This window comes from Orlajensenia flava, from assembly GCF_004801905.1.
In the GTDB taxonomy this organism is placed as follows: Bacteria; Actinomycetota; Actinomycetes; order Actinomycetales; family Microbacteriaceae; genus Orlajensenia; species Orlajensenia flava.
Genome location: NZ_SSSN01000009.1, coordinates 208,406 through 230,399, shown reverse-complemented (window position 1 = coordinate 230,399; position 21,994 = coordinate 208,406). Strand labels below are relative to the sequence as shown.

The window sequence follows — 21,994 nt, the reverse complement described above, 5'->3', positions numbered from 1 at the left end:
AGGGTCTGAGCGCATTCAGCGGGTGGCGCCCACCACCATCCAGGCCGCGCCCCGAGCGCGCAGGCCGAGAGTGACGGCACGCGCCGCGAGGTAGCCGATGGCGAAGGCGCCGGTGAGGAGCGCGAGACCCGTCGCATCCGACGGAGCCCATGCCCCGACCGCGAGAACCAGCGGCACGAAGGCGGCCAGGTTGAGCACGCCGGTGATGGCGAGGTAACGGGCGTCGCCGGCTCCGATGAGCACGCCGTCGAGCACGAACACGTAGCCGAACAGCGGTACGGCGAAGCCGAGCACCACGAGCGCGGGCGGCAGCAGGTCGACGACGGATGCCGCGCTCGTGAACACCGGCGGAATGACCCAGGCGAGCGCGATCGTCCCGATGCCGAGCACCGCTCCGCCTCCGACGCCCCAGAACAGACATCGTCCGAGCACGGCGCGCACGAGTGGCACGTCTCCTGCGCCGAGTCCGCGCCCGACGAGCGCCTGGGCGGCGATGGCCAGGGCGTCGAGAGCGAAGGCGAGAGTGGAGAACATCGTCATGACGATCTGGAAGCCGGCGAGCTCATCGGTGCCGAGGCCGGTGGCGGTGAACACCGCCAGCAGGATCGCCGCGCGCAGGCTGAGCGTGCGGAGGAACAGCCAGCCGCCGGCCCGCGCGCCGCTCATCACGCCGGCGTGGCGCGGCATCCGTCGGGAGCCCACCCGCGTGACATGCCGGGCGATGACGACGAGGTAGGCGGCCACCATGGCCCACTGCGCGATCACCGTGCCGATCGCCGAGCCCGCGATGCCGAGCCCGACCGGGTAGATGAGCACGAAGTTGAGCACCGCGTTCACCGCGAAGCCGCCGACCGCGACGGCGAGTGGAGTGCGCGTGTCCTGGAGCCCACGCAGCAGGCCGGTGGCGGCGAAGACGATGAGCATCGCCGGCAGTCCCGCCATCGAGAGCGACAGGTAGACGGACGCCTGAGCCTCCACCGCGGCCTCTGCCCCGAAGGAGCCGACGAGCAGTGGAGTGGCGAACCAGCCCGCCACGGCGAGTACCACGCCGAGGGCGAGCGCCATCCACAGCCCGTCGACACCCGCCTCGACGGCCCCACGCTCGTCGCCCGCGCCGAGCCGACGAGCCACCGCCGGCGTCGTCGCGTAGGCGAGGAAGACCATCAGGCCGATGATCGTCTGCAGGATGGTACTGGCGATGCCGAGGCCGGCCAGCGAGACCGCTCCGAGGTGGCCGACCATGGCGGCGTCGGCGAGCAGGAAGAGCGGCTCGGCGACGAGGGCGCCGAGCGCGGGCAGTGCGAGCCGAGCGACATCGCGATCGACGCTGCGGCGAAGGGTCGCATCCACCCATCGAGGCTAGGGCAAGCCACCGACGTGAGAGGCAGTTGGAAGCGCGGTCGACACAGTATTCACAAAGTTGTGAAACAAGCGTAATGTCACGCCCATGACGAACGTTGTGGAGATCTCCGGCCTGCGCAAGAACTTCGGCCGGGTCACCGCCCTGGACGGGCTCGACCTCCGAGTGGCCTCCGGCGAGGTGCACGGCTTCCTGGGCCCGAACGGCGCCGGCAAGTCGACCACGATCCGCATCCTGCTCGGACTGATGCGGGCGACCGGGGGCGATGTCACCGTCTTCGGGAGAAACCCGTGGACGGATGCCGCCGACATCCACCGCCGCATCGCGTACGTGCCGGGCGACGTGAACCTCTGGCCGAACCTCACCGGCGGCGAGGCGATCGACCTCATCGCCCGGCTCCGTGGCATCGGCGGCCGATCGGCCTACGCCGCCCGACGTGCCCACCTGGTCGACATCTTCCAGTTCGACCCGGGCAAGAAGGGCCGGGCCTACTCGAAGGGCAACCGGCAGAAGGTGGCGCTCATCGCCGCGCTCGCCCTGCCGGCCGACCTCTACATCTTCGACGAGCCGACAAGTGGTCTCGATCCGCTCATGGAGGCCGTCTTCCGGCAGGAGGTGACGGGCGCGCTCGCTGATGGGGCGTCGGTGCTGCTGTCGAGCCACATCCTCAGCGAGGTGGAGCACCTCTGCGATCGCGTCAGCATCATCCGCGCCGGCCGCACCGTCGAGTCCGGCACGCTGGCCGAACTGCGCCACCTCACGCGAACCGAGATCTCCTTCGGGAGCGAGGGGATGGATCCCGCCCGCCTGGGCGCCATACCGGGCGCCCATGACCTCATGGTCGACGGAGGCCGGGTGCGCTTCACGGCGGACTCCGACGCCGTCCCCGGTCTTCTCGGAACGCTCGCCGAACTCGGAGCACCGGGCCTCACCATCACGCCGCCGAGTCTGGAGGAGCTGTTCATGCGGCACTACCACGACGACATCAGCGACCGGCAGTCGGAAACGGATGCCGACGGGTCGCGCCGTCAGCACGCTCGACGGGGCGCCCGATGAGCGAGCTGGGCGTCCTTCTCCTGCAGCGGCTGCGGCGGGACCGCGTCCAGCTGGTCGCCTGGCTGCTGGGGTTCGCTGCGCTCGCCGCCGTGGGGCATTCGGCCGTCACCAGCCAGTACGGCGACCCGAACCAGCGCGCGGAGGTCATTCGCGTACTCGAACAGACGCCGAGCGTGCTCGTGCTGCGCGGCACTCCGCAGGGCACCCAGATCGACGCGTTCCAGTTCATGCTGCTGTTCGCCTTCCTCAGCGTGCTCGTCGGGCTCATGGCGACGTTCCTCGCCGTGCGTCACACGCGCGGGGACGAGGAGGCCGGGCGCGCGGAGCTCGTCGAATCCACTCCCGCCGGCCGCGTCGTGCCGCTGCTGGCCACCGCCGTCGAGGGCGTCATCGCGGTGGTCGTGATGTCGCTCGTCGGGTCGATCGGCTACATCCTCACGGGCGCGAACACCGGTGAGGCGCTCCTTGCGGGGGCGGCTCTGGCATCCGTCGGCGTCGCCTTCCTGGGTGTGGGGCTGCTGTGCGCGCAGGTGATGGCGACGTCGCGCGGGGCGAACGGGCTGGCGGCGGCGCTCGTTGCCGCGGCTTATCTCGTGCGCGGCATCGGCGATGCCACCGGCACGATCGATGCGGGCGACGGCCTGCACGTCACGCCCGGGTGGACCAGCTGGCTCTCGCCCATCGGGTGGGGTCAGCGCACCAGTCCCTTCTCCGACCCGACCGGGTGGCCGGCGCTGCTGGGCGCAGCGCTGGGGTTGCTCTGCGCGGGGGCTGCGCTCGCCGTCCGGTCCGTGCGAGACATCGACGCGAGCATCGTTCCCGAGCGACCGGGCCGGACGAGCGCCGGAGTGACCCTGCGTGGCCCGATCGGGCTGGTCTGGCGTGAGTTGCGGGGAGCGACGATCGGCTGGCTGATCGCCGCCGCCCTGTTCGGGCTGCTGGTCGGCTCGCTCAGCGAAGCCCTCAACGCCACTGCTGACAGTGGCCTGAAGGACACCCTCGGCGGCACGGTCGGTCAGATCGCGGGGCCGGATGTGCACGGCGACCTGGTCGACCTCTTCATCGTGGCGATGTTCGCGATCATCGGGGCGATCGCGGCGGTGAATGTCGCGCAGGCGATCATCCGGGCCCGTCAGGACGAGGCCGGCGGCAGCGCCGAGATCGTACTCTCGACCCCGGTGACGAGACTGCGCTGGATCCTCGCGTACCTCGTTGTCGGATGCGCATCCGTCGTCGCCGTGCTCGCCGTGGCCGCGCTGAGCGCGTTGGCCGGCGCCACTGCCGCTGGAGCGCCGTCGAGCGCGGCCGGCACGATCATGGCCGCGTCCGTGGCCCAGCTGCCGGCCGTGCTCGTCATGATGGCGGTCGTGACCCTCATCTTCGCGCTCGTTCCGCGACTGACCGTGGGTCTCGGCTGGGGGGTCCTGCTGCTGGCAATCTTCATCGGCCAGTTCGGCGGGCTGTTCGGCTTGCCCGACGGCGTCCGCGAAATCTCGCCGTTCTCGCACACGCCCGTGGTGATCGGTCCACACGTCGACTGGTCCGCGGCGTGGGTCATGCTGGGAGTCGCGGTGGTGATCGGCGGGGCATCCGTCCTCCTGCTTCGCCGCCGCGATCTGGCGCTGGGAGGCTGAGATGGCACGCGACGATCGGGCGATCTCCGACTTCGTCGAGCAGTCGGCGGCGGCGCTCGCCGGTGCAGGTTTTCCCCGGATGCCAGCCCGGGTGCTCATGACGCTCATGGTCACCGACGAGCCGGGGCTCACCGCTCGGGAGCTCGCCGACTACCTCGGCGCGAGTGCGGCGGGAATCTCGGGCGCGGTGCGCTACCTGCAGACGGTACGGATGGTGCACCGCATCTCGCAGCCGGGCTCCCGCCGCGATCGCTACGAGGTGCCGGAGCACACCTGGTACACGGCGACGCTCGGCGGCACCAACCCGACCTACGAGACCATCCGGATGCTCGCCGCCCGCGCGGTGCCGGCGTTCAGCGAGCCGTCATCGCCGGGCGCGCTGCGCGTGCAGGAGATGTCGGACTTCTTCGCGTTCATCCAGCGCCGCCTGCCCGAGCTGCTCGAGGAGTGGCGGGTGAGCCGTGAGGAGCCGGCCGAGTAGTGGATCCTATTCGGTCAGCCTTATCGGCCCAGCGCCCACAACGGATCCGTCAGCGGACGACGTTGATCAGGTGTTGGGGGTTCGGGCTGGGCTCTGGTTGTCGGTTCGTTCCATTCGTTGCAAGCGGTCGTTGTAGGCGTTGAGGTCGGCGTCGCCGTCGCGGTCGGCTTGCCGGTCCAGTCGTTTTGCGGTGCGTTCGTCCGATCTGATCCATTGGTAAACCACACCGAGAGCGATGAGCACCATGGGAAGCTCGGAGGCTCCCCAGACTATTCCTCCGCCGATGTGCTGATCGGCCAGAAGCACCGTGTCATCGGATTGCCCCAGTGCGTGCCACCAGTCCAGAGCGAGAATGTCGCTGCTTTCCATGAGCGCCACCCCGAAGAAGGCGTGGAAGGCCATCGTGGCCAGAAGAACGATCAGAAGGATCGGGTACGGCGGTCGGGTAGGACCGGGATCGATGCCGATGAACACCCAAGTGAACAGGTATCCGCTGAGAAGGAAGTGCACGATCATGAAGATGTGCCAGGGGTGGCTGAACAGGGCGGACTGGAACGCCGGCGAGTAGTAGAACACGATCAGGCTGCCCGCGAAGATGACCCCGGCCACCGCTGGACGCGACAGTAAACGGAGGAAGCGGGAGTGGGTGAAGAGGAGGAGCCACTCGCGGATGCCGCGGCTGCCGTCGTGCCGCGTTGGCAGCACGCGCAGGGCGAGCAGGACGGGTCCGCCGAGGACGAGGAGTGGTGGCACGACCATCATCAGCGCCATGTGTTGCACCATGTGGGTGCTGAAATGGATCTCGCCGTAGACGGCAGCTCCTCCGCTGGTCACCCACACCAGTGCCAGACAGCCGAGCAGCCACGCGACGAGCCTGTACACGGGCCACCGGTCGCCCCGCTGGCGCATGCGTGCGTACGCCCATGAGTAGAGTCCGGCGAGCGAGGCGGCGACCATGACCCAGGACCAGTCCCAGTGGAACTCGGTGAACATCCGTGCGAAGTCGACGGCGGGTGGGTAGGGGAAGCCGAGGAGGCCCTCGCGGCGGAGGTCGCCGGACAGCGGCTCCTGAGAGACCGGCGGGGCGCTCTTGGACAAGCCCACGGAGATGCCGATCGCCACAGCCATGAAGACGACCTCGGCCACAGCGAACCGGATGAACAACCGGCGCTCCGTCGGTGCCTTCAGCAGTGCGGGGATGATCCGTCGTCGTTGCATGAACCCGGCCAGCCCGAGGACGACCAGGATGGTGGACTTGGCGATGATGAGCACACCGTAGGGCTGGAACAGGTCAGCCGGAGTGCTCAGCCTCAGCGAGGAGTTGACTATCCCCGAGGCCGCCACCGCAGCGAATGCCCACCCTGCGAGCGTTGAGTACCGTGCGACGCTGGTGCCGAATCCGCGCCCGATCGTGCCGCGGAGCAGGATCAGGGCGAGGAGTCCGCCGACCCACAGGGTGACGCCCACCAGGTGCAGCGCGAGACTGTTCACGGCGTTGGCGTGCTCGAACGAGCCCGCCGCGTGGCCCGAAAGCGCCAGAGGCAGCAGGGCGAACAAGCCGATGCCGAACGCGAACGCCACCGGTGTCAAGCGTCGCGCGAATGCGGCGACGACCAGCACGATCAGCACACACAGGGTGGAGAACAGGAGAGATTGGCCGAGCTCGACGGAGAACAGGAAGATCTTCATGGTGTCGATGAAGCCGGGCTGGCCCGGGCCGACACCCGAGATCTCAACGCCGGTGAGCACCACAACAGTACTGGCTGAGGCGAGCCACACCGCAGCAGCCCACGCCGCCCACCTGACTGAGCGCCATTGCGACCGCCCGAGCGCGCCCAGGTCCTTGGTCTGGCCGGGTGCGATGAAGACCGCCAGAAGCAGGAGCCCGATTGTGGCGGCTGCAGCGAGATCGTGAACTGCTCGGGCGATGGGAAGGCCGTAGGTGACCAGGTCGCCCGGGTCGAACAACGCCCTTCCCGTGGTGAACGCACCCGTGAACACCATCGCCAGCAGGGTCATCGCGACGGTCAGCGGAACGCACAGGGCCAAGACGAGCGTGGTCACGTCGACGTGCGGGAGACGAATCTGCTCCCGGTTCACGTCCTCGGCAGGGGATTCGGGCGCCGCTTCAGTGGTGGGCGTGTCAGACATCGTCGGAGATGCGCTGTGCGCGTCGACCGGACCGCCGGCCGGAGAGGATGAGGATGATCGACGTGAGCAGGGCCAGCACGACGATGCCGATGCCGATCCCGATGATCACGACAGCATCCGGTCGCACACCGCCGCCACCCGCTGACTGCGGGACAGCGGTCGAGGTGCCGGCATCTGTTCCGCACCGGGGTCGGCCGGTCCGGCCCGTGGCGGACGTGGCAGCTGCGTCGGGACGGTATTCGAACACGATCGAGTCGGAGACGGTGTGCCCGTCGGCAGAGACGATCTGCCACGTCACCGTGTACTTCCCTTCTCCGCCGAGCGCTACTGGCACGGTCACCGTCCGATCGAGGATCGACGGACATGCCGTCTCGAAGTGCTTCCCCTTCGGGCCGATGACCTGGGCCAGGGCGGAGGAACCGTCGCCCGTGAGGTCGAGGACACGATCGTTGAAGGTGAGCGACACCTCGGCGATCGGCGTCGTCTGGACCGAGTTGGCTGCCGGGGAGCTTTGCACGAGGAAGTCGTGCGCGCTGGCGCCGGCCGCGGGGGCCAGCGCCAGCACTCCGACCAACGGCACCAGCAGGGCGCCGGCGAACGCGCGGAGAGACCGCCGACGTTTCCGCGCGTCCATCGGGTTACTTGCTTTCGCCCTGAGCGGCGCGTCCGCGGCGGGTGGCGGCGAATACGGCGACGACCAGTGCGATCGCCCCGAGCGCCAGTCCGGCGATGCCGAGCCCGGTCGCGACCGGGTCACCGGTCGAGGCAGCGGCCGTCGGGTCGGGGATCGGCGTCGCGGTCACGGCGGCACCCCTCGATGAGCCGTCCTCGGTCGGCGGGGCGTCGTTGACGTACACCGTTGGCGCCGGGTTCTCGGGCTCCTTCCCCGAGGCGGGCGTCTTCTCATCCCAGTCCACGACGGTGCCATCGGAGTAGCTCTGGTGAGCAGGCAACAGGATGCTGCCGGTGTCGGGCATCGCCCCGGCGGAGATGACGAACTCCTGGAATTGGCCCGGCGCGATCTGGACCCCAGCGTCAGCGGTCCAGACGATCTTCGTGGGAGCCTCCGTCACCGTCCCATCATCTGTCTTGATAGGTGTGGCCAGCTTCTCCGTAACAACCTCGGCAGTCCAGCCCGCCAGTGGCTGGTAGGCGACGTAGCCGAAAGGGGTTTCGGTGGGCAGGTCCACCTCGAGCTTGACCGTTCCCGCGGTCGCGGATTCGGTGGGCACCTTGAAGGTGAGAGTTGCGTAGCTGCCGGGGGCAGCCTGGTCGGGGGTGACGCGCACGTGTGCGCTGGCCGACAGGGGCGCTGCGACGATCAGGATCGCGGCAGCTGCGGCGGCGATGGCACCGCGCGTGAAAGTGGGGTTTTTCATGAAGAGTCCGTTCTCAACCGGATCACGTCCGGTCGACAGAAGAGGAAAGAATGGTCGACGTCGCACCACGTCCATGGCAGCGGCTGCGGGGTGCAACGCGATTGTGTGGCGCCGGAGACCGAGCAGATCAGCCGTGCGCGATGGCGCCAGCAGGGGGCCCCCGGTGTCGCATCGAGCCGATGATCAGGTCGAGGTGGGGAAGGCTCGCCGGCCGGGAATCGACGGGAACCCTCACCGAGGTCAACCCGACCATCACCACCGGGCGCAGGACGCGCCGCACCGACAGGGCGGTGAACTCCCACAGCCCCCAGAAAGCCCTCTCACCAAAGCGCAATGCCGCGATGGTCACAGCCGCGGCGGCTAAGTGAGACGCCCACATGAGAGTCGTGTCATGCGCCATCCCGGCCATGGATGGTGCGAAGCCGGCGACGATCTGAATGTGCTCACCCGCATGGAGATGAGCCGATGTACTCAGGACGGTGCCCGAGCCGCTGAGGGAGAACAGCGCGTGAAACAGGAACTGACTGAACACGACGGACGCGGCCAACCGCCACAGGTTCAACGCCCGGCCCGCGAGAGCGATGCATGCCAGCGCGGAGAAGGACAGGCTCAACGTCACAGCAAGAACGCCCGGAACCGCCCCCCCACCGGCCACATGGAATAACGCGGCCGTAAGCGTCGCGACGAGTGCAGCCACGAGGCCGCGAACGACCCGAGCCGATCTCGATGACATAGCTCTCCCAATACGCCCAGGACACCAGTCTAAGACTTGACACTCTCCGCAACCGCGGCCGAGTGGCCGGTCAAGCCACACGCCGCATGCGTCGGCCGAGTCGACATGTCCAGGTCGACGACGGCGTGATGTGATCGGTATGCGGCTCGCGAGGGTGTGGCGGTCGCGAAGGCGAAGGGACGGCTGGGCGGCGAGCCCTGAGCACACCCGCCCAGGTACGACATCGGGTCGCCTCCACAGCGTAGGGACGCACACGATGAACCGGGCACCGGCGGCCACCCATAGGCTGGAGGAATGACCGATGACGCGCTCACCTCTGGAATCGACACCGCCGAACTCGACGACAGCATCCGTCCGCAGGACGACCTGTTCCGTCACGTCAACGGCTCGTGGATGGCGCGGACGGAGATTCCGTCGGACAAGGCGCGCTGGGGCTCCTTCTACGTACTGCACGAGGCGGCCGAGCAGGCGGTGCACGACATCATCGTCGAGTCGGCCGACAAGACCGACGGGCGCACCGACGAGGAGCGGAAGGTCGGCGACCTGTTCGCGAGCTTCATGGACGATGAGCGCATCGAGTCGCTCGGGGCCGCCCCGATCGCCGAGCAGCTCGCGCTCGCCGCATCCGTCCACTCCGTCCCCGACCTGCTGAGCGCGCTCGGCAGCCTCGAGCACGACGGCGTCAGCGGGTTCGCCCAGCTGTTCGTCGACAACGACCCCGGCAACCCCGAGCGCTACCTCGTTTTCGTCGAGCAGGGCGGCATCGGACTGCCCGACGAGAGCTACTTCCGCGAGGACTCCTTCGCCGAGATCCGCGATGCCTACCGCGCCCACCTCGAGCGCATGTTCGGCCTGGCCGGTATGAGCGACGCCGCCGAGCGTGCCGAGCGCGTCTTCACCCTGGAGACGGATGTCGCGGGCCACCACTGGGACAACGTCGCCTCGCGCGACAGCGAGAAGACCTACAACCTGCGCACCTGGGACGAGGTGGCCGCTGCGGTCGCCGAGCCGGCGGGCGCCGACCTGAACGTCTGGCTCGACGCCGTCGGTGCCCCGGCTGGAGCCCTCGCGAACGTCGTCGTGCGTCAGCCGGAGTTCCTCACCGGGCTCGGCGCGCTGCTCGTCGACGAGCACATCGACGCGTGGCGGGACTGGCTGAGCTGGCAGATCATCCGTTCCAATGCCGCCTACCTCTCGACGGCGTTCGTCGAGGCCAACTTCGACTTCTACGGCCGCACCCTGTCCGGCACGCCTGAGATGCGCGTGCGCTGGAAGCGCGGTGTCTCGCTGGTCGAGGGCGCGATGGGAGAGGCCGTCGGACGCATCTACGTCGAGCGGCACTTCCCGCAGGAGTCCAAGACGGCGATGGACGTGTTGGTCGCCAACCTCGTCGAGGCCTACCGGCAGTCCATCTCGCAGCTGGACTGGATGGGTGAGGACACCCGCGCCCGCGCGCTCGAGAAGCTCGGCAAATTCACGCCCAAGATCGGCTTCCCGGTGAAGTGGCGCGACTACTCCTCGCTCGCGATCAGCTCCGACGACCTGGTCTCCAACGTGCGTGCGACGGCCCACTACGAGTTCGACCGCGAGCTCGGCAAGATCGGCAAGCCGCTCGACCGCGACGAGTGGTTCATGACCCCGCAGACCATCAACGCGTACTACAACCCCGGGTTCAACGAGATCGTCTTCCCGGCGGCGATCCTGCAGTACCCGTTCTTCTCGCCCGAGCGGGATGCCGCGGCCAACTACGGTGCGATCGGCGCGGTCATCGGCCACGAGATCGGACACGGTTTCGACGACCAGGGCTCCAAGTTCGACGGCGACGGCCGGCTCACCGACTGGTGGACCGAAGCCGACCGGGCGGCTTTCGACGAGCGCACCGCCTCCCTGATAGCCCAGTACGACGCGCTCGCGCCGCTGCAGGTGCCCGACCACCACGTCAACGGCGCCCTCACGATCGGCGAGAACATCGGTGACCTGGGGGGCCTGGCGATCGCGTGGAAGGCGTACGTCATCTCGCTGGACGGCGCCGAGCCACCCGTCATCGACGGCCTCACGGGGGCGCAGCGGTTCTTCCTGTCGTGGGCGCAGGCGTGGCAGCTGAAGGCTCGGGATGCGGAGGTCATCCGTCTGCTGGCAATCGATCCGCACTCGCCGAACGAGTTCCGCTGCAACCAGATCGTGCGCAACATCGATGAGTTCTACTCCGCTTTCGGAGTGCAGGAATCGGACGCATCCTGGTTGCCGTCCGACGAGCGCGTGACGATCTGGTGACACGCGGGCGGCACCCCCGATGAGGGGCTAAGCTGCCGTGAGCCTCCCCCTTTTCGTCCCCTCAGAAGGAACAACGTTGTCGATCCCTGCGATGGAATCCGAACGTCGTGCGCGCCACACGTCCATCCGAGCGGGGCGCCACACCGGGGGCGAGAACCAGGACAACTTCGCCCGCGGATTCACCGCGTTGGGCGAGCTCGCGATCAACGGCGTGCAGGTCTCGGCGCGAGCGGTGGACCTCTCGAACGGCAAGGTGCTGTTCTCCGTAGACGACCACGTGGTCATGCCCACCGCGTCGATCGGCAAGGTGCTGCTGCTCGTCGAGGTCGCCGCGCGGCTGGCGGATCCCGCGTTCAACGCGTTCGCCATCCTCGACCGCAATTCGGGCGACTACGTGGGCGACTCGGGCATCTGGCAGCACCTGCAGGCGCCGGCGCTGCCCATCGCCGACCTCGCGGCACTCATCGGCGCCACGAGCGACAACCTCGCGACGAACGTGCTCATCCGCACCGTCGGGCTGGAGGCCGTGCGCGCCCGCACCGAGTCCCTGGGGCTCAAGCGCACCGCCCTCCTCGACCTCGTGCGCGACCACCGCGGTCCCGACGACGCGCCCCAGCTCTCCATCGGTTCGGCCAACGAGCTGACTTGGTTGTTCTCGGCGCTCGCCCGCGGCGAGATCGTCTCGAAGGAGGTGTCGCAGCGGGTCATCGGCTGGCTCTCGCTGAACACCGATCTGTCGATGGTCGCCAACGCGTTCGGCCTCGATCCGCTCGCTCATCGCACGGGCGACCACGGCATCCTGCTGGTCAACAAGACGGGAACGGATGCCGGAGTGCGCGCCGATGCCGGCGTTCTGCGCGGCCCCCGCGCCGCGGTCTCCTACGCCGTCTCCATGTACTTCGCCGACACCAACCTCACCGCGCGACTCGCGGTGCTCGACGGCATGCGCCAGGTCGGCCTCGACCTGCTGGAGTACGTGCACTGAGCGACGCATCTGGCGAGGCTGCCGACTGGATCGACGAGACCCTGCGGCGGGAGGGATCCGGTTGGGGCGATGCCGGGTCGTACGGCGCATCAGTCGGAGCAGTGCGCGGGACCGTGCGGGATGCGCTCCGCCGCTATCCGTCGCTCGGTCACGACGAGCTGACCGCGCTCAGCAGTGAGCTGTGGGCTCGAGGGGTCGAGGAGCTCCGCCTCGCGGCGGTCGTGCTGCTGCAGTCGCGCGTGGGGGAGTTGCAGGCGACGGATCTCACACGCGTCGAGGGGTTCGTGCGTGATGGTGAGCGGCGGCAACTCGTCGACCTGCTCGCCGTCGACGTGGTCGGGGAGCTGATGAGCGGGCTCGACGCCCGCTCGCGGGGGCGCGCTGAGCTCGTGCTCGATCGGTGGTCGCGCGAGGACGGCCCGTGGCTGCGTCGTGCAGCCCTGCTCGCGCCCCTCCGCGAGTTGCGGGCCGGCGGCGGCGATGTCGAGCGGGCGGCTCGCCGCATCCGCTGGGCATCCGTCGTCGAGGACGACCCCATCGTCGGCGAGGCACTCGCCCTTGCGCGTGCCGCCCTGCAGGTCGAGTAGCCGCTGGTTGAGTAGCTGCTGGTTGAGTAGCCCGCGAGCGCAGCGAGCAGGCGTATCGAAACCCGCCACTCGCACGTTCGAGGGTCTCGATACGCGGAGCCGCTGCGCGTCTGCGCTACTCGACCGGCAGGCCGACCTGCCGGGGGCGACGCTTCGGCGCTAGCGTTGACGCGACGGCGGGAGTGGTGGATGGCGGACACGGGTTACGGGCGTTCGGTGCAGTCGGCGATCTTCCGCGCCGGCGTCAGCGGTACTCGACCGATCGTGCCCGTCGACCGCGATGAGCTCGCCCGCGCGGCGGAGCACACCCTGCGTCCGGAGGCCTTCGCCTATCTCGCGGGAGGTGCCGGGTCGGAGCACACCGTCGAGGCGAACCGCGCCGCGTTCGCCCGGCACGCCATCTGGCCCCGCGTCCTCCGCGACGTCTCCGAGCGCGACCTGACCGTCGACCTCCTCGGAAAGCAGCGCCGCACGCCGTTCGTACTCTCCCCGGTGGGGGTCGCCGAGCTGGCCCACCCCGAAGCGGACCTCGCGGTCGGCCGGGCCGCCGCGGCGAACGCGGTGCCGTACGTGCTCTCCAACCAGGCATCCGTGCCGATGGAGGAGGTCGCCGTCGCCATGGACGCGACCGCCCCCGGTCGTCCGCGCTGGTTCCAGCTCTACTGGAGCTCCGATGACGCGCTCAACGAGAGCTTCCTGCAGCGGGCGGAGGAGTGCGGCTGCGAGGCGATCGTCGTGACCCTCGACACCCACCTCCTCGGCTGGCGTGCTCGCGACCTCGACCTCGGCTACCTGCCGTTCACGCGCGGACGTGGGATCGCGCAGTACACCAGCGACCCCGTTTTCGCGGGACTCGTGCGAGAACGCGCCGGTCGGCCCCGCCACGACGACACCGCCGTCAAGGTCACGCCCACCGCGATCGCCACGGCCCTCCGGATGGCGCGCGCGAGCGCGGGCACGTCGGTGAGCCCAGGTGGTCTGGCAGGCGCCCTGCGCTCACCGCTCCCGCGGGCGGCCGTCGAGACGTTCCTCGACGTGTTCTCCGATCCGGCGCTCACGTGGAACGACCTCGTGAAGCTCCGCGAATGGACGACGCTGCCCATCATCCTGAAGGGCATCATGCATCCGGATGACGCTGCGCGGGCGCTGGATGCCGGAGTCGACGGCGTGTGGGTCTCCAACCACGGCGGCCGGCAACTCGATCGTTCGGTGGCGACGCTGGACGCGCTGCCGGGGGTCGTCGGACGGGTGGCCGGCGCGGTTCCGGTGATCATGGATGGCGGCATCCGGAGTGGGACGGATGCGCTCATCGCGCTCGCTCTCGGTGCGACGGCCGTAGGCATCGGTCGGCAGTACGCCTACGGCCTCGCGGTGGGCGGTGCGCTCGGAGTCGCCGAGGTGATTCGCAACCTGCTCGCTGAACTGGACATCGCGCTCGCGCTCGCCGGTGAGACCTCGGTGCGCGGCCTCACCTCGAAGGTATTGCGCTCATGACGGCGCGGCCCGATGCGGTGACGCCCGCCGCGCCCCCCGGCACCGAGTCGCCGGGCGTGCGTCGTCTTCTCACGCTCAGCGTGCCGGCGATCGTGATTGGCGTCGTGTCCGCACTCGTGCTGTTCGCACTCGACGAGGTGGCCGGGGCTCTTCAGAACGTCATCTGGTCGACCCTGCCGCACGCCGTCGGCGTCGACCCCGACTCCGGCTGGTGGATCTTCGGCGTGCTGAGCCTCACAGGCCTGGCCGTCGGGCTCTGCGTCTGGTTGCTTCCCGGGCACGGTGGCGACGATTCAGCAACCACCGGACTGACGGCCCCGCCGCTGCCGCTGGCATCTGTTCCGTCGCTCATCGTTGTCACCGTCCTCGCCCTCGCCGGCGGCGTGAGCCTCGGGCCGGAGAGCCCGATCATCGCCATCAACACGGCCATCCTCGTGGCTTTGCTCGCGCGGCTATGGCCGGCGCTGCCTGTGCAGTTCGTGCTGCTCATCACTGCGGCCGGAACGATCGGCGCCCTGTTCGGCACCCCCGTCGCGGCCGTGCTGGCCTTCACCGGCATCGTCGGGGGCATGGCGGCGGGCGGTGCGCTGTGGGATCGCCTCTTCATGCCGCTCGCGTCGGCCGGCGCCGGAGCGGTGACCATGACGCTGCTCGCGCATCCGTCGTTCGCCGTTCCCATGCCCGCCTACACCTCCGTCGCCCCGATCGACCTGCTGAGCGCCGTGGTCATCGCTGTGATCGCCGCAGCCATCGGCGTCCTCGCTGCCGTCGTCTTCCCGCGGGTTCACGCGACCTTCCGGCTGCTGCGCAACCCGGCGCTGTACGTGACCGTCGGCGGCGTCGTGCTCGGCATCCTGGGCGCGATCGGCGGGCCGATCACCCTGTTCAAGGGCCTCGCACAGCTCGCTCAACTCGTTGCAGACCGCGCGGACTTCACGGCCGGCCAGCTAGTGCTCATCGTCGTCATCAAGCTCGTCGCGCTCATCGTCGCTGCCGCGGCCGGGTTCCGTGGCGGTCGCATCTTCCCGGCCGTCTTCATCGGTGCCGCGATCGGCGTGCTCGCCCAAGCGCTCCTTCCGGGCATCCCGGTGCCGATCGCCGTCTCCGCGGGGGTCCTCGGCATGCTGCTGGCCGTCGGTCGGGACGGATGGATCGCCCTCTTCGTCGCCGTCGTCATCACGGGGAGCATTGCCGCCCTCCCGGTGCTCTGCCTCGCGCTGCTTCCCGCGTGGCTCGTCGTCACCAAGGCGCCCGAGATGATCGTGCGCGTGCCGGCCCCTCGACCCGACCGGTTGCCGCCGACGGATGTCCCACCCTCGATTGGACCGGAGGCGCCCGGTGAGACGGCGCGGGCCGATGAGCCGGTTCGGCCCGATCAGGATGGCCAGCCCGATCAGCCGGCGCGGCCCGATCAGCCGGGGAAGGCGTCCTCGGCGTCGTAGGGGAACCACTCGCCGGCTCCATAGCGCGACACCATGATCGGGAACGCATCGCGCCAGTCGCCCCCGCGCGCCTCCGCCGCTCGCAACGCCGAGACGGACCACTCGATCGCATCCGTCATGCCGTCGCGGTAGCTCACCGCCTGCCGATAGCCGAGTTCGCGTCGCGCGCGATCCATTGGCATCCGCAACGGATGCGCGAGCGCCCACGGGCTGTCGCCCACGCCGTCGGCGCGCGGCGGTCCCGAGATCGTTCGGATGGGCGCGTCATGACCCATGAGGTCGAACACGGTCCGCCCGATCTCGGCGACCGTGAGCAGCTCCTCGTCGACGGCGTTGAGCAGTCGAGCGCCGGGATTGTCGGCGCACAGCGCGATGAGCTCGGCGATGTTGCGGGTGTCGGTCGTCGAGAACAGGCTCTCGCCGTCGTAGGCCAGGATCGCGAACGGCCTGCCGTCGAGCACCCGCTTGATGAAGTACCACTCCCGCAGCATCGGACTCGCCGGGCCGTGGATGGCGCCCGGTCGCAGGATGCTGATGGGCAGCTCGGTCGCGCGCAGTCGCCGTTCGACCTCGGCCTTATTGGGCGAGTAGGCGTCCGTTGCGCTGTCGAGGATGGCGACGTCCTCGTCGAGCGGATCGGGGTAGCGCGGTGCGTCGTCCAGCCCGGTGGAGGCCTCGAGCCAGGTTCCCGTCAGCGGTGCGGCCACCGATCCGGTTGAGATGACGACGAGCGAGCCGACCTCCGGAGCCAGCTCGATGAGCTGGTCGGCGTGCTCAGGCCGGTAGGCGACCGTGTCGACCACGACGTCGTGGCCGGCTGCTGCCGAGCGCAGCGCATCCGTGTCGTCGCGATCGAGGATCACGGATGTCGCGCCCGCCACCCCCGCGGCCGAGCGCTCGCCGCGATGGGCCGTGGTCACGCGCCATCCGTCTCGGAGGAGGCGCTCCGCCGTCGCGGTGCCGATCTGTCCCGTTCCGCCGATGATGAAGGCGCTGCGCTCGCTCATGCCACAACGCTAGGGCGGCGGGACGGATGCGCGCAGCCCCGTCTGCTGAGGGCAGAACGCGGGGCACTCGTTGCGTCGGCCTCACGCTCGGGCGGCGTCCCGCTAGGGCGCTCCTGTTCGGGCGGCACCCCCTCGGCCGGCCCCCCTGCTCAGCCGCCATCCCGCTCCCGCGCCGCGACCCCGCGCGGATTCAGGCAATAGAACGCTGTTCAGGCTGAAACCCCGAATTACAGCCTGACTGGCGACCGATTGCCTGAATGCGCGGCTGCAAGAGGGGGAGTGGGACGAGGTGAGGAAAGAGGGTGCGAGGTGCGGGTGAATACAAGAGGAGAGGGTGTGGGGTCGAGTGCGAGATGAGGGGATGAGATCGGGAGGGCAACGGGCGCGCGACGCTACTCGCCCGCGTCCAGACCCAGCCGCGGGTAGAGCACTCGGAAGCCCTCGTCGAGGCCGCCGTCGAGAGCCTCGAGACCGTGACCCGCGCCGATGATGAGCTTGTGCGTCACGCGCATTCCCGCCGCCTTCGCCACGGGCCACAGCCGCTCGTAGCCCGGACGGAACTCCTCGTCGTACTGACCCATCGTGAACACCGCCACCGTGTCGGGATAGTCGCCCGTGGCCCTCATGATGCTCGCGGGCTTCACCGCGTCGAAGGCGGACTGGTCGCCGTCGAAGATCTGGTCGAGCACGATCGAGCTGGTCTCCGCGCCCGGGTACTCCACGCCGGACACGTCGAGCAGGTTGCCGAAGACGTCGGGGTGCTTCGAGCCGAAGTACGCCGCGCACGCCCCGCCGTTCGAGTAGCCCGCGACAGTCCAGGCATCCCGGCCCTGCTGGATGTTGAGGTGGCTGCGTGCCCAGCCCACGACATCCGTCATCACGTAGGTCTCGACCTGCCCGCGCTCGGTGTTGAGGCAGAGCGGGTCGGTGAACGGATCCCCGAGCTGGTCGACGACGAGTGCGATCGGGGCGAGGCCGTCGTGCTGCGCCTGGTAGTCGTCGAGCACGTCGCCGATGTAGCTCGCATCCGGGTCGCCGGGCTGGCCCATCATCATGATCACGAGCGGCAGTTCGGGCGGGTCGGCCACGAGCGCTGCGGGCGGCAGGTAGATCTGCGCCGGGCGGGCGTCGAATCCCGATGCGGTGTTGGGGATGCCGCCCGGAACCAGGCCGACCGTCCCGTGGGCTGGCATGTCCTTCGGCGGCTTCCAACGCTGGTACAGCGGGGTGGTGCTGGCGCCGGGGGTCGGTACGACGCTCGGGATGGCCACCGGCGAGGCGGTCGAGACGTGCAGGAAGGCGGCGAGCGTGCGTCCGATGCCGTAGACGGCGTTGACGCCGAGGAAGGTCGTGAGGGTGAAGACGAGGATGGCGACGACCGCGACCACCACGCGCCACCAGCGCGCATGCCAGAGATTCACGACGGCGAGACCGATGGCGGCGAACCCGGCCGGCGCCCAGAACCAGACCCCTCTATCGGCCGGTCCGCCGAGAAGGCCGCCGACGTTGACGATCCACAGCAGGCCGCAGCCGACGAGGGCTCCGACGAGCATCGCCGCTCCCGCCGTGACGAACCACTCGGCATCCCGCCCGCGCAGCAGCAGGTAGATGACGAGAGCGATCGAGAGCGTGCCGAGGATGGCGAGCACCGGGCCGTCGATCACGTCGATCGACAGCAGCAGGTTCACCGCGCGATCCACTCGCGGTGCAGCACGGCGAAGACGGCGGAGTCCGTCCATTCGCCCTTGAAGAACTCGTCTTCGAGGAAGGTCGCCTCGTGGCGCATTCCGAGTCGTCGGCAGAGCGCGGCGCTCGCGTCGTTGCGTGCATCGAGCATGGCGTGCACCCGGTGCGCTCCGAGACGGTCGAAGGCGACGTCGATGGCTGCGGATGCCGCCTCGCTGGCGAGCCCGCGGCCTTGGAAGTCGGGGTGGAACACCCAGCCGATCTCGATGTCGGCGCTCTCGAGGTCATCGATGCGCAGCATCACGTCGCCGATCACCCGGTCGCCCGGTCTGCCGATGGACGACTCGCCGATCAATTCGCAGGCGAGGATGATGCCGTCCTCGTTCTTCTCCATCAGCCTCATGCCCGATCGTCGGGCATTGTGGTCGCGCGCCTCATCCTCCGAGCGCTGCGGCCACGGGATGTAGCGGATGACGTCGGGCAGCTGGGCGTACTCCCACACATCGCGGGCGTCCTCGACCACGAGCGGGCGCATCCGCATCCGCTCGGTCAGGATCGGTTCGCGCTCGAGCGTCGACGCCGAGAACGGGATGCGGAGGGCGGGTGGCGCGTCGGATCCGAGCGCGGCGGCTGCACCCTCGCTGGTCTCGCCCATCAGACCGCGGGGCGCTCGTCGGGTACGTGTCGGGCTTCGACATCCGATTCGGCCTCGGGCACGATGCCGAACAGCGCCTCCAGCCCGTCGAGCCACGCCTGCGCGTCGCCCGAGTGCGCGTACTCGCGAGAACGCTTCATCGGGGTGTGGAGCAGGACACCCACGAGGTGGCGCAGCGCCTTCTCCGTCGCCTCCGAGTCATCGCCGCGAGCACGTGCCCGCTCGATCTCGGCGTCGAGGATGCCGATGACGTGGCCGCGCAGCGCAACGACGGCGGGGGTCACGTTGATCTCCTCGGCCACCGCACCGAACTTGCGGGTCGCCTTGGCCACCATCGCGTGCGCTTCGGTCGAAGCCTCGTCGAAGGCGTCGAGCGGGGCGTGCAGTCGGATGGTCTCGAGGTCGAGCAGCTCGACGCCCTCGACGGCGGACACGTCGGGGTCGATGTTGCGCGGCAGGCCGAGGTCGATCGCGAGTTGGCTCTTCGGCGCCCGGCCCGCACGCCCGATGGTCAGGTCGGCGGCGGAGAGCACGTGGGCCTCGGTCGCCGCACACGCGACGACGACGTCGGCGGATGCCGCTGCCGCTGCGAATTCGGCGGCCGTGACCGTGGGGATCCCGTGGTTGATGGCGAACCGGGCTCCGCGCCCCGACGGCGAATACACGCGCACGTTCTCGGCTCCGCGCTCGCGGAGAGCGGCTAAGGAGGCGCCGGCGTAGCGGCCGGTGCCGATGAGCAGCACCTCAGCATCCGCCCAGTCGCGCACCCGACTCTCGGCGAGGTCGAGGGCCAGACGCACCAGGGAGCGCCCGGCCGAGCCGATGCCGGTGCGGTTCTTGATGCTGCGCGAGGTCTGCGACGCCCGTTGGAACAGGCGCTCCAGCTCAGGACTGGTGGTTCCGGCGGCGCGCGCGTTCTCGAGTGCCCGCCGCACCTGTCCCGCGATCTCGCCTTCGCCGACCACGACCGATTCCAGACCGGCGGATACGGAGAACAGGTGCTCGGCGACGCCGTTGCCGTGTGCGAGCTCGAGGGTGGCGCGCAGGTCATCCGCGGGCACGCCCGAGACGTCGCTGACGGCGGCGATCGTCGAGAACACGGCGGGGAGAGGGGACGTCCCGTAGGGCTCGTCGAGGTCGAGATAGGCCTCGAAGCGGTTGCAGGTGGCGACGACGACGGCGCCGCTCAGAGTCCCGTGACCATCCACGATGCTGCGGCCCAGCGTTTCGGCGTCCACACTCAGTCGTTCGAGGAGTTCGAAGCTCGAGTTCTTGTGACTCGCGGAGATGCAGATGAGCACCGGTCGATTCTATCCGCACCGCGCACGGCCATCGTCGGCGCTGGTCTTAGGCCTCCCGCTGGTCGAGTAGCCCGCGAGCTGTCCGCTAGTCGAACAGCCCGCGAGTGGGCGGTGCGGCCGAATGCGCAGCCCACCGTTGGTCGAGTACGAGCATCACCGGGTGTGCAAGCCACCGCTGGTCGAGTAGGCGGCGCGCGGAGCGAGCAGGCGTATCGAGACCCGTGCATGGTCGAATGGACTCATGCCTCGTCGAGCGCCGACATCCGCTACCCCGATGCGGGTCGTCCTGGCGGCTCTCGCTGCTGGCCTCGGCTTCGTCGCCTGGGGTGAGTGGACGACCCGGCGTGCCTCCCGGTCGGGCCTGCCCGCCGATCGCCTCGACGCCCGGGTCGTCGAGCCCGGCGAGGTGGTGGTCGTGCCGGGGTTCCGTTCGAGCCGCGGCGGACGCGCCAATGCGATCCAGCGCTGGCGGGTGCGCATCGCCGTGCGCTCCACGGATGAGGCAGGCCGGTTCGTGTTCACCGGGGGACCGGTGCGGGGCTCGCGGTCGGAGGCATCCGTGATGGCCGACCACGCCGTCGCGCGATTCGGTGTCGCGCCGGAGCGCATCATGCTCGAGCAGCACTCCAGAACCTCGTGGGAGAACATCGCGTTCAGCCTTCCGCTCCTCGCCGATGCCTCCGTCGTCAAGATCGCATCCAACTCGTTCCACGCCCGGAGATTGCGCGCCTACCTCGCCACGCAGTCGCCGCAACTGGCGGCCAGGCTGCGGCGCGCGGCCGACTACCGGTTCGGCGAGTACTTCTGGGCGAAGCCGCTGCTGGCCGTGCACGAACTCGTTGCCGTGCGGGTTCGCGCCGCCGCGCTCGAGCGAGAGTTCGGCGCCACGTCGCGTCGGGTCGCCGAACAGAGTGGGCGAACCGCGCCGCGGTCTGTGGCGGTGAGCGGATGATCCGCCCCTCTCGGGCGGCCGCAGTCGACGGGCTCTCCAACGTGCGCGACCTCGGCGGCCTCCGATGCCGCGATGGATCCGTCACCCCGCACGGCGTCCTGTTCCGCTCGGAGTCGACGGACCAGGTGACGCCCGAGGGATGGCGACACCTGCGGGAGCTCGGCATCCGCACCGTCGTCGACTTGCGTCAGCCCGATGAGCGCAATGCGGCGACCAATCGGCCCGCTGAGATCACGATTCGCGAGATCGACCTCGACGGCCTGGAGAACGCGTCGTTCTGGGCCGACTACTGGGATGCGGGTCTCGCCGGCACCGCGCTCTATTACGGGCCGCATCTTGCGGCGATGCCCGAGCGCACCGCGGCTGTCCTGCGTGCGATCGCGGATGCGCCGGACGGAGGCGTTCTCTTCCATTGCGCGGCGGGACGCGACCGCACCGGCATGATCGCGATGGTGCTGCAGGCGGCGGCCGGAGTCATCGAGGAGGACATCGTCGATGACTACCTCGAGTCGATGAGACTCGGCCGTTCGGGGGCGCTCGGGGCGCACCGGATGCAGGATGAGGCGAAGGTCGAACTGCTCTGCGCGTCGCTCGGCACGACGCCAGAACGCCTGTTCCGAGAGTCGCTCGCGGCATTCGACGTCGGCACCTGGCTGGCGCTGACGGACCTCGACCTCGCCGAGCGCAACGCCATCCTGAGCTGGCGCGGAAGCCTTCCTCTCGCCACCGATCAGCCGTCGGAATAGACTGCGCTCGTCTCGGGGACGGAAGAGGTGGGGATGGCGGAGCCGTGTCGCAGCGCGCAGGCGCTCCTGAG

The 21,994-nt window shown here is 69.5% G+C and carries 19 protein-coding genes; 10 read left to right on the top strand and 9 right to left on the bottom strand.

The genetic code is table 11. The features are described from left to right. Positions 1 to 15 precede the first annotated feature (15 nt). On the bottom strand, positions 16 to 1,350 hold the full coding sequence (locus E6C70_RS12800) for an MATE family efflux transporter (protein ID WP_235833444.1): 1,335 nt from the start codon (positions 1,348 to 1,350) through the stop codon (positions 16 to 18). 97 nt (positions 1,351 to 1,447) lie between these two features. Here E6C70_RS12800 and E6C70_RS12795 point away from each other — a divergent pair, with 97 nt between their 5' ends. The 3 genes from E6C70_RS12795 to E6C70_RS12785 are packed head-to-tail and all read left to right on the top strand — an operon-like array spanning position 1,448 to position 4,531. Then, positions 1,448 to 2,416 carry an ABC transporter ATP-binding protein gene (locus E6C70_RS12795; RefSeq protein ID WP_136424922.1) on the top strand — a complete coding sequence of 323 codons (969 nt, stop codon included), beginning with the start codon at positions 1,448 to 1,450 and terminating at the stop codon, positions 2,414 to 2,416. Then, positions 2,413 to 4,050, top strand: a complete 1,638-nt coding sequence (locus E6C70_RS12790; RefSeq protein ID WP_136424921.1) for an ABC transporter permease — start codon at positions 2,413 to 2,415, stop codon at positions 4,048 to 4,050. Before E6C70_RS12795 ends, E6C70_RS12790 begins: the two co-directional genes overlap by 4 nt. A 1-nt stretch (position 4,051) precedes the next feature. Further along, complete coding sequence (locus tag E6C70_RS12785; RefSeq protein WP_136424920.1) at positions 4,052 to 4,531, top strand: GbsR/MarR family transcriptional regulator; 480 nt, start codon at positions 4,052 to 4,054, stop codon at positions 4,529 to 4,531. Positions 4,532 to 4,597: 66 nt separating this feature from the next. On the opposite strand, the gene E6C70_RS12780 is transcribed toward E6C70_RS12785, so the two are convergent. From E6C70_RS12780 to E6C70_RS12765, 4 genes are all read right to left on the bottom strand, one after another. Beyond that, entirely contained in the window at positions 4,598 to 6,682 is a 2,085-nt protein-coding gene (locus tag E6C70_RS12780) for a bifunctional copper resistance protein CopD/cytochrome c oxidase assembly protein (protein WP_136424919.1), read from the bottom strand. Continuing rightward, entirely contained in the window at positions 6,675 to 7,316 is a 642-nt protein-coding gene (locus tag E6C70_RS12775) for a copper resistance CopC family protein (RefSeq protein WP_136424918.1), read from the bottom strand. Before E6C70_RS12775 ends, E6C70_RS12780 begins: the two co-directional genes overlap by 8 nt. Before the next feature lie 4 nt (positions 7,317 to 7,320). Continuing rightward, complete coding sequence (locus E6C70_RS12770; protein WP_136424917.1) at positions 7,321 to 8,061, bottom strand: YcnI family copper-binding membrane protein; 741 nt, start codon at positions 8,059 to 8,061, stop codon at positions 7,321 to 7,323. A gap of 127 nt (positions 8,062 to 8,188) precedes the next feature. Beyond that, positions 8,189 to 8,758 carry a hypothetical protein gene (locus E6C70_RS12765; protein WP_235833443.1) on the bottom strand — a complete coding sequence of 190 codons (570 nt, stop codon included), beginning with the start codon at positions 8,756 to 8,758 and terminating at the stop codon, positions 8,189 to 8,191. Positions 8,759 to 9,088: 330 nt separating this feature from the next. On the opposite strand from E6C70_RS12765, the gene E6C70_RS12760 reads away from it, so the two are divergent. From E6C70_RS12760 to E6C70_RS12740, 5 genes are all read left to right on the top strand, one after another. Further along, positions 9,089 to 11,068 (top strand): M13 family metallopeptidase, encoded by a 1,980-nt coding sequence (locus E6C70_RS12760; protein ID WP_136424915.1) that lies wholly within the window; start codon positions 9,089 to 9,091, stop codon positions 11,066 to 11,068. 76 nt (positions 11,069 to 11,144) lie between these two features. Next, on the top strand, positions 11,145 to 12,053 hold the full coding sequence (locus E6C70_RS12755; RefSeq protein WP_407921039.1) for a serine hydrolase: 909 nt from the start codon (positions 11,145 to 11,147) through the stop codon (positions 12,051 to 12,053). Then, positions 12,050 to 12,640, top strand: a complete 591-nt coding sequence (locus E6C70_RS12750) for a DNA alkylation repair protein (RefSeq protein WP_136424997.1) — start codon at positions 12,050 to 12,052, stop codon at positions 12,638 to 12,640. Before E6C70_RS12755 ends, E6C70_RS12750 begins: the two co-directional genes overlap by 4 nt. A 189-nt stretch (positions 12,641 to 12,829) precedes the next feature. Then, the gene (locus E6C70_RS12745) at positions 12,830 to 14,134 is read left to right on the top strand and encodes an alpha-hydroxy-acid oxidizing protein (protein ID WP_136424914.1); all 1,305 of its coding nucleotides are present in this window, start codon (positions 12,830 to 12,832) and stop codon (positions 14,132 to 14,134) included. After that, complete coding sequence (locus E6C70_RS12740; RefSeq protein ID WP_207670128.1) at positions 14,131 to 15,576, top strand: ion channel protein; 1,446 nt, start codon at positions 14,131 to 14,133, stop codon at positions 15,574 to 15,576. Before E6C70_RS12745 ends, E6C70_RS12740 begins: the two co-directional genes overlap by 4 nt. Here E6C70_RS12740 and E6C70_RS12735 read toward each other — a convergent pair. From E6C70_RS12735 to E6C70_RS12720, 4 genes are all read right to left on the bottom strand, one after another. After that, positions 15,546 to 16,583: an NAD(P)H-binding protein gene (locus tag E6C70_RS12735; protein WP_136424913.1), complete on the bottom strand. Its 1,038-nt coding sequence runs from the start codon at positions 16,581 to 16,583 to the stop codon at positions 15,546 to 15,548. The two genes, E6C70_RS12740 and E6C70_RS12735, sit on opposite strands and share 31 nt — an antisense overlap. A 392-nt stretch (positions 16,584 to 16,975) precedes the next feature. Further along, complete coding sequence (locus E6C70_RS12730; RefSeq protein WP_168770950.1) at positions 16,976 to 18,271, bottom strand: alpha/beta hydrolase; 1,296 nt, start codon at positions 18,269 to 18,271, stop codon at positions 16,976 to 16,978. Then, positions 18,268 to 18,924 (bottom strand): GNAT family N-acetyltransferase, encoded by a 657-nt coding sequence (locus tag E6C70_RS12725; RefSeq protein WP_136424911.1) that lies wholly within the window; start codon positions 18,922 to 18,924, stop codon positions 18,268 to 18,270. Before E6C70_RS12725 ends, E6C70_RS12730 begins: the two co-directional genes overlap by 4 nt. Further along, on the bottom strand, positions 18,924 to 20,225 hold the full coding sequence (locus E6C70_RS12720) for a glutamyl-tRNA reductase (protein ID WP_136424910.1): 1,302 nt from the start codon (positions 20,223 to 20,225) through the stop codon (positions 18,924 to 18,926). Before E6C70_RS12720 ends, E6C70_RS12725 begins: the two co-directional genes overlap by 1 nt. Positions 20,226 to 20,466: 241 nt before the next feature. Between E6C70_RS12720 and E6C70_RS12715 the strand changes: the two genes are divergently transcribed. After that, positions 20,467 to 21,177, top strand: a complete 711-nt coding sequence (locus E6C70_RS12715; RefSeq protein ID WP_207670127.1) for a YdcF family protein — start codon at positions 20,467 to 20,469, stop codon at positions 21,175 to 21,177. Beyond that, entirely contained in the window at positions 21,174 to 21,923 is a 750-nt protein-coding gene (locus tag E6C70_RS12710; RefSeq protein WP_136424909.1) for a tyrosine-protein phosphatase, read from the top strand. The genes E6C70_RS12715 and E6C70_RS12710 overlap by 4 nt, the downstream gene beginning before the upstream one ends. Positions 21,924 to 21,994: the final 71 nt, after the last annotated feature.

Coding starts and splice junctions, on each gene's coding strand:
- E6C70_RS12795 (WP_136424922.1), top strand. CDS start 1,448: ATGACGAACGTTGTGGAGATCTCCGGCCTGCGCAAGAACTTCGGCCGG.
- E6C70_RS12790 (WP_136424921.1), top strand. CDS start 2,413: ATGAGCGAGCTGGGCGTCCTTCTCCTGCAGCGGCTGCGGCGGGACCGC.
- E6C70_RS12785 (WP_136424920.1), top strand. CDS start 4,052: ATGGCACGCGACGATCGGGCGATCTCCGACTTCGTCGAGCAGTCGGCG.
- E6C70_RS12780 (WP_136424919.1), bottom strand. CDS start 6,682: ATGTCTGACACGCCCACCACTGAAGCGGCGCCCGAATCCCCTGCCGAG.
- E6C70_RS12775 (WP_136424918.1), bottom strand. CDS start 7,316: ATGGACGCGCGGAAACGTCGGCGGTCTCTCCGCGCGTTCGCCGGCGCC.
- E6C70_RS12770 (WP_136424917.1), bottom strand. CDS start 8,061: ATGAAAAACCCCACTTTCACGCGCGGTGCCATCGCCGCCGCAGCTGCC.
- E6C70_RS12760 (WP_136424915.1), top strand. CDS start 9,089: ATGACCGATGACGCGCTCACCTCTGGAATCGACACCGCCGAACTCGAC.
- E6C70_RS12745 (WP_136424914.1), top strand. CDS start 12,830: ATGGCGGACACGGGTTACGGGCGTTCGGTGCAGTCGGCGATCTTCCGC.
- E6C70_RS12740 (WP_207670128.1), top strand. CDS start 14,131: ATGACGGCGCGGCCCGATGCGGTGACGCCCGCCGCGCCCCCCGGCACC.
- E6C70_RS12735 (WP_136424913.1), bottom strand. CDS start 16,583: ATGAGCGAGCGCAGCGCCTTCATCATCGGCGGAACGGGACAGATCGGC.
- E6C70_RS12725 (WP_136424911.1), bottom strand. CDS start 18,924: ATGGGCGAGACCAGCGAGGGTGCAGCCGCCGCGCTCGGATCCGACGCG.
- E6C70_RS12715 (WP_207670127.1), top strand. CDS start 20,467: ATGCCTCGTCGAGCGCCGACATCCGCTACCCCGATGCGGGTCGTCCTG.
- E6C70_RS12710 (WP_136424909.1), top strand. CDS start 21,174: ATGATCCGCCCCTCTCGGGCGGCCGCAGTCGACGGGCTCTCCAACGTG.